Origin of the sequence: Actinopolyspora xinjiangensis, assembly GCF_900104475.1 — a bacterium.
In the GTDB taxonomy this organism is placed as follows: domain Bacteria; phylum Actinomycetota; class Actinomycetes; order Mycobacteriales; family Pseudonocardiaceae; genus Actinopolyspora; species Actinopolyspora xinjiangensis.
This window is the reverse complement of the sequence record NZ_FNJR01000016.1, coordinates 107,105-113,104: the sequence shown is the minus strand read 5'-3', so window position 1 is coordinate 113,104 and position 6,000 is coordinate 107,105. Positions and strand designations below refer to the sequence as shown.

5 protein-coding genes and 1 tRNA gene are annotated in these 6,000 nt (G+C 65.5%); 4 read left to right on the top strand and 2 right to left on the bottom strand.

Annotated elements, in window-relative coordinates; all coding sequences use genetic code 11:
• Nucleotides 1–868, bottom strand: an 868-nt coding sequence (locus tag BLQ75_RS20745; protein WP_244515807.1) for a low temperature requirement protein A, incomplete at its 3' end; no start/stop codon positions are given.
• 844 nt (nt 869–1,712) lie between these two features.
• Here BLQ75_RS20745 and BLQ75_RS20740 point away from each other — a divergent pair.
• From BLQ75_RS20740 to BLQ75_RS20725, 3 genes are all read left to right on the top strand, one after another.
• Nucleotides 1,713–2,075 carry a hypothetical protein gene (locus tag BLQ75_RS20740; protein WP_092604342.1) on the top strand — a complete coding sequence of 121 codons (363 nt, stop codon included), beginning with the start codon at nt 1,713–1,715 and terminating at the stop codon, nt 2,073–2,075.
• Nucleotides 2,076–2,133: 58 nt separating this feature from the next.
• Nucleotides 2,134–2,655 carry a hypothetical protein gene (locus BLQ75_RS20735; RefSeq protein ID WP_170837604.1) on the top strand — a complete coding sequence of 174 codons (522 nt, stop codon included), beginning with the start codon at nt 2,134–2,136 and terminating at the stop codon, nt 2,653–2,655.
• A 783-nt stretch (nt 2,656–3,438) separates the two neighbouring features.
• The gene (locus tag BLQ75_RS20725; protein WP_092604340.1) at nt 3,439–4,857 is read left to right on the top strand and encodes a tyrosine-type recombinase/integrase; all 1,419 of its coding nucleotides are present in this window, start codon (nt 3,439–3,441) and stop codon (nt 4,855–4,857) included.
• A 136-nt stretch (nt 4,858–4,993) separates the two neighbouring features.
• On the opposite strand, the gene BLQ75_RS20720 is transcribed toward BLQ75_RS20725, so the two are convergent.
• Nucleotides 4,994–5,067, bottom strand: a tRNA-Leu gene (locus BLQ75_RS20720).
• 260 nt (nt 5,068–5,327) lie between these two features.
• On the opposite strand from BLQ75_RS20720, the gene BLQ75_RS20715 reads away from it, so the two are divergent.
• Entirely contained in the window at nt 5,328–5,957 is a 630-nt protein-coding gene (locus BLQ75_RS20715; protein ID WP_043571831.1) for an ANTAR domain-containing response regulator, read from the top strand.
• Nucleotides 5,958–6,000 lie beyond the last annotated feature (43 nt).

The following is a 6,000-nucleotide window of genomic DNA, read 5'->3' as shown; positions in this document are numbered from 1 at the left end:
CGTAGGCGAACGCCGAGCGCAACGCCCTGGTGCTCGCGTCACCCCTGCTGGCCTGGGTGTCGGGGCCCGCCAGCGCGAAGTAGGCCCACCACAGCACGAACAGACCGACGAACCCGAGCAGTGTGGCCACGACGGCGCGGGAGGTGATCGGGTCGAGCTCGGAGAGCGTGAAACCCATGATCAGGATGGATTCGCCGAGCGCGATGATGAACACTGCCCGGTTGCGTTCGGCGAGGTGTTCGGGGTCGGTGGGCCAGGTGTGCATTGGTGCCGAGCCCAGGCCGGGGAAGCGGAACTCGAATCGAGGGGCCGCCACGTCCACGACCAACGCGACCAGCCAGACGACCAGTCGTGCCGTGGGGTCGAGAAACGCTCCCACGATCCATAGCACACCCGCTGAGGTGCTCCAGGCGAGCAGGTTCGTGTAGTTCTTCGCCAGCACGTGCCCACGCAGCGCCACGGCCATGAATGCCGCTCGTCCGACCTGGGCGGCCACATAGCAGGTCGCGAACAACAGGCCGTCCTCGGCGAAGGCGTGCGGCAGCCCGAGTGACATGCCCAGCGCTGCGAGCATCAGCAAGCCGTTGAGGACCCGCACGAGCCCGCTGCCGGGATCCAGCCAGTTCATCGCCCAGGCCGAGTAGTTCCAGGCCCACCACACCGCCCCGAACAGCAGGGCCACCTCCAGCACACCCAACCAGCTGAGGTGAGCCAGCAGCGTGTGCGAGACCTGAATGATCGCGAAGACGTAGACCAGGTCGAAAAACAACTCGATCGGCGCGACTTCCGAACGTCGAGCACCTTCCGACCGCATCAGGCGGGGCTGTTCCGGTTGTTGTGCTCGCTGTGGAGCGGGATCGTGGCTCACGAGATCCCTCCTGGCGGTGGTCGGGCCGTGTCGGAGGGGATTCTAGGTCGCCTCGGCGGCCTCGGCTCGGAAACTCCCGTTGGTCCGTCCGCGTGTCGTGCGTTCGGAAAGTCGTGAAGCCGGACGATCACGTGCATCGTCCCGCAGGGATCGGTGCTGTCCAGTTGGGAGGAGGGAGGTTCGCCGCGACACCGACGGCGGGAGTGCAAGAGCGGACTCTGCTCCCGGGAGGCGGTGAGATCGACCAGGGGAGACCGAAGTCGCGGGAACGGCGCTCGTGCTGTTGTGCCGGAGCGACCCGGCGCGGATCGGCGCGCCAGAGGTGGCGCCGCACGGCAGGCGGAGAGGCCGCTGGCCGAGAACTGATACACAGCTCGGGAGACTTCGCCGGGTCTTCGCCGTGAACATCCGCGGGGAGGCGAACCGGGCCGGATGCGACCGCGGGAACCGAGAACGGCCGCCGTTGGCATCGTCCCAGTGCGGCGACCGGTTTCGGGTGGTGGTCGCGGGATGCCCCCCGGTTCGACTCGAACGGACACCGCACGGAGGTTGAGTGGTTCCGCGATTCTGCCCGTGAACTGCGACGTTGCTGACGCTCGGCTCGGACTGTCCGTGTATCGGCCACCAGAACCCGCGGAGCTTGCTACTGTGATCGTGCTGTGACCATCAGGTGGTCCGAAGAGTTCAAGTCCCTGGCATTCTTCGTGGCGAAACGGTTCGGGTTGTCCGAAACAGATGACAGCTCGATTGCCGCGGCAGCATCCTTCGCCCAATTGGGATCAGTGATGGGGGATGCCGGGGTCGACTACTCCGCGATCGCCTTCTACAAGTCACCGGATGATCGATGCGGCCCATCATGGTGACACTGACCGGGATCGCGATGCCATCGGACCACCACCGCAAGAGCGAAGCCGTCGCAGATCTCCTCGAACTCCACAGGGCATCCGCGGACAGTACTTTCGAGGAGATCCGGCTGCCGGTGGGACCGGCCGTCGTGACGGTCACCGAAGAGGAGAACGCGTTGGTCGTGGATGAGGAGCCCATCCACGTACTTACACGGCAACTGACAGCGTGGGTTCCGGACCCGGACGGGACGACGATCGCCGTAGTCTCCGTCATGACCAACTCGTTCCAGGACTGGGAACACGTCTGCACGTTGGCGCTGGACATCTTCGACTCGTTTGGATGGGAGCCGCTCAGCGGTTGATATGGGACGTGCGACGAATACACCGGTTTCCGAACAGCATCGCGAGCAGGTCCGTCGCGTGGCGGCCCAACTCGCCGGCGAGACCACCTCGGTGGTGCACTTCTCCGCTCGCTCCGTGGTCTACCGGGTGCCTGACCGGAGAACGGACGGCACGCCTCGCGCAAGCAACAAGGTGAAGCGTTTCCTGCGTACGGTGATACTGGTGCCTTACGCGATCCTCGTCTTCCCGGTCATCGTCGTCCTCGGTATGTTGGAAGACATTGGTATTCAGTTCCGGTCGCGGACAAAGAGCAAGACCACAGTTCATGGCAATTCCCCCTCGTGCGCGGCACTCTCGTTCGCGGACGCAGTACGCGACGCCGAACACGAGCTGTCGCTGGCCTGGTCCCGTTCCCAGGTCGCATTACTCTGCGCGAACGGTGACCATCGGCCCGAGGTACTGTGGCGAGCGACCGGACAGCAGTGCCCCAAACTGAAGATCACCAAGGCGAAACTGCACTGGCCGGATGAATCCAGTATCGACTTCGACCTCGCCGCTGCTGAACGCGCGCGTGTAACCGAGTACCAGGGCAGTCCCTGAGCTTGGAGCACATCCTGAGCGCAAGTGTTCCATCGCCCTGTTGTTGACGCACTCGCGGGAGTCGACTCGACACGTGACAGCCGGGACAGGTGATGCGGCCGATTCACAGGGCTGAGGGAGAGATTCAGACAAACAAGCCCTTGAGTCGCGTTTGAGACCCGGAGCTCAAATGTCTGCCCATTATGCTGTGGGCAGGCATCGGTACGGCCCTCGTGCAGGGGCATCATCGCGACTCCGAGCAGGGGAGCGTAAGCACGCGTGGAGCTTGTTCAGCGTGCTGTCGAGGTCGCCGAGTCTTTCGTGAAGCCGTTGGGCCGTCTGTGGTTGCACGTTCGAGCTGTCGCGAACCGTGCTGAGGACTTGCGGCACGCTGTGGTTCCCAACGAGCGGGCGATGCTCGTGGCCGCCGCGTGACTGCCTCCATCGGCAAAGCGAGATCCAGCCAGTTCGGGTGGGTGAGCACGCTGTTGATGGTGTTGGAGCTTCCGACGTGTGTGGAGTGGATTCTCTTCTCCGTGTGCGAATTCTGGTAGCACTCCACGAGTGCTTCGGTTAGCTGATGCTGGTCCACACGGCTGCGGAGAGATCGTCGGTCCTGTGAACCGTCTGAATCCAGACTCGACAACCGCCAAGACACTTCCTGAGGTGCTTGTCCGCTGGACGATCCGACATCGCGTCTCACCCATTCGAGAGTGGCGTCGATGCTTGGGTTCGAAACGAGGCGGTGCCGCCTCGTTCAGTTCTCGTTCCTCATTGGTTCGACACGCTGGAGGAGGGCGCCGCATGATCGAGACGACCTATGACGTGCGGATCTGGAAGATCAGTCGTTACAACGGCAAGCGGGGGACCACCTACCGGGTTCGTTGGTCCACGGGTAGTCAGGAACATCGGGGCAGTTTCAAAACCAAGGCCCTTGCGGACAGCTTCCGTTCCGAACTGGTTTCCGCGCAGCGTAAGGGTGAAGCGTTCCGGCTTGATACCGGTCTGCCGGTGTCGATGAGCCGCACCGTCGAAGAGATGTCGTGGTTCGATTTCGCGTGTGCTTATGTGGATATGAAGTGGCCGGAGCAGTCGGGGAATTCGCGGAAGGGTATCGCGGAGACGTTGACCACGGTCACCCCGGCGTTGCTGGCCACCGAGCGGGGCAGGCCCGATGACAGGACGCTGCGGGAGGCGTTGTTCGGGTGGGCGTTCAACCGGGAGCGCAGGGATACGGTCGAGCAGCCCCAGCGGGTGCGGGCGGCGTTGACGTGGCTGGCTTCCCACACCAAGCCGGTCAGCGTGTTGGCCGAGCCCGCGGTGCTGCGTGAGGTGCTGGGACTGATCGCCACCCGGCTGGACGGCAAGCCCTCGGCTGCCTCGGTGGTCAGCCGCAAGCGGGCGGTGCTGCACAACGCGCTCGACTACGCCGTCGAACGCGGGCTGCTGGACCGCAACCGGCTGCCGGAACTGAAGTGGTCGCCGCCGAAGGCGGTTCAAGCGATCGACAAGCGCACCGTGGTCAACCACCAGCAGGCACGCAAACTGCTGGACGCCGTCCGGCAGCAGGGGCCGAGCGGTCCGCGGCTGGTGGCTTTGTTCGGGGTGATGTACTACGCCGCCGCCCGGCCCGGCGAGGCGGTCAATCTGCACCGCCAGGACGTGACCCTGCCCGAGCTGGTAGCCGACCCCGACACGGGGGAGTGGTGCGAACCCGAGGGTGCCTGGGGCGAGCTGTTGCTGTCGGAGTCGGCCCCGGAGACCGGGGCGCGCTGGAGCAGCACCGGCAGGCGCCGGGACCGACGCCAGCTCAAACACCGCGGCAGGGGAGACACCCGGCCGGTGCCCTGCCCCCCACCGCTGGTGAAACTCCTACGGGAGCACATGCGGGCCTACCCACCCAAGCCCAGCGGGCAGCTGTTCTACGGACTGCGCGGTGGAGAGCTCTCGCAAAGCACCTACGGGCACGCCTGGGAACGCGCCCGCAAAGCCGCACTCACTCCGGCCGAATTCGCCTCTCCGCTGGCGAAACGTCCCTACGACCTGCGGCACGCCGCCGTGTCCACCTGGCTGGCCGCCGGAGTACCACCCACCCAAGTCGCCGAATGGGCCGGACACAGCGTCAACGTGCTGCTGCAGATCTACGCCAAGGTACTCACGGGGCAGGAAAAAGCGGCACGAAACCGGATCCAAAAGCTCCTGGAGGAGCCGGGCGATACATAAGGCGAAAAACTTCGCCGTGTATTCGCCGCGAACACTCGCACAGCTCCGCACCGAGCCGGGCACAGTCGCAGATCCCGTGATCGGCCGCTGCTCGCGTCGCCCCAGCGCAGCGGCCGGTTTCGGCTGCTAGGAAGGGTGCCCCCGGTCCGACTCGAACGGACACTACACGGATTTTGAGTCCGCCGCCTCTGCCGATTGGGCTACGGGGGCCGCCGTTGGGAACAGCATACGACAGGGGTGATCATCCCTCGACAGTGGGGGTGTGCGCCCCTCAGGCACCGTTGTCGTGGCTCAGCCGTCCGACAGGGCCACGACAACGGTGCCGCGCTCACCTCGCCGGCCGGGTTCGCTCCGGGAGGTGAGCCCGGCCAGCGCTGCCCCTGCCGCTCAGGAGGGAGTGCGCAGGACGATAAGCTGCAGTCTCCGGTGCGACCGCACCGGCAGACCCGAGACTCATCCAGGAGGACCCGGTGACCACGCCGGCTGCCGAGGACCCGAACGCGGCGAGTGCGTCGAACGCTGCTCGGCACCGCGTACTCGTGGCCGAGGACGAGGCGCTGATCAGGCTTGATCTGGTGGAAATGCTTCGTGAGGAGGGATATGAGGTCGTCGGTGAGGCCGGTGACGGTGAGGAGGCTGTTCGTCTCGCGGAGGAGCTGCGTCCCGACCTGGTGATCCTGGATGTCAAGATGCCGAAGATGGACGGCATCGAGGCCGCGTCCTCCATCGCGGGTGAGCGGATCGCCCCCGTGGTGATCCTCACCGCATTCAGCCAGCGCGACCTCGTGGAGCGGGCCAAGGACGCCGGAGCCATGGCCTACCTGGTCAAACCCTTCGCCAAGCGGGACCTGGTTCCGGCCATCGAACTCGCCGTCTCCAGGTTCACCGAGGTGCAGGCGCTGGAGGCCGAGGCGGCCAACCTCTCCGAGCGCTTGGAGTCGCGGAAGACGATCGAGCGGGCCAAGGGCCTGTTGATGAGCAACCACGACATGTCCGAGCCCGAGTCGTTCCGCTGGCTGCAGCGAACCGCCATGGACCGGCGAACCACCATGAAGGCGGTGGCCCAGGCGGTGCTCGACAGCATGGAGCAACCGGAGTAGCTACCGGCCGAGGCGCGGTCGCCCGGTCCTCACGGCGGACCAG

Excerpts from the sequence above, each read along its gene's own strand:
- BLQ75_RS20725 (WP_092604340.1), top strand. The coding sequence starts at position 3,439 with ATGATCGAGACGACCTATGACGTGCGGATCTGGAAGATCAGTCGTTAC.
- BLQ75_RS20740 (WP_092604342.1), top strand. The coding sequence starts at position 1,713 with ATGCGGCCCATCATGGTGACACTGACCGGGATCGCGATGCCATCGGAC.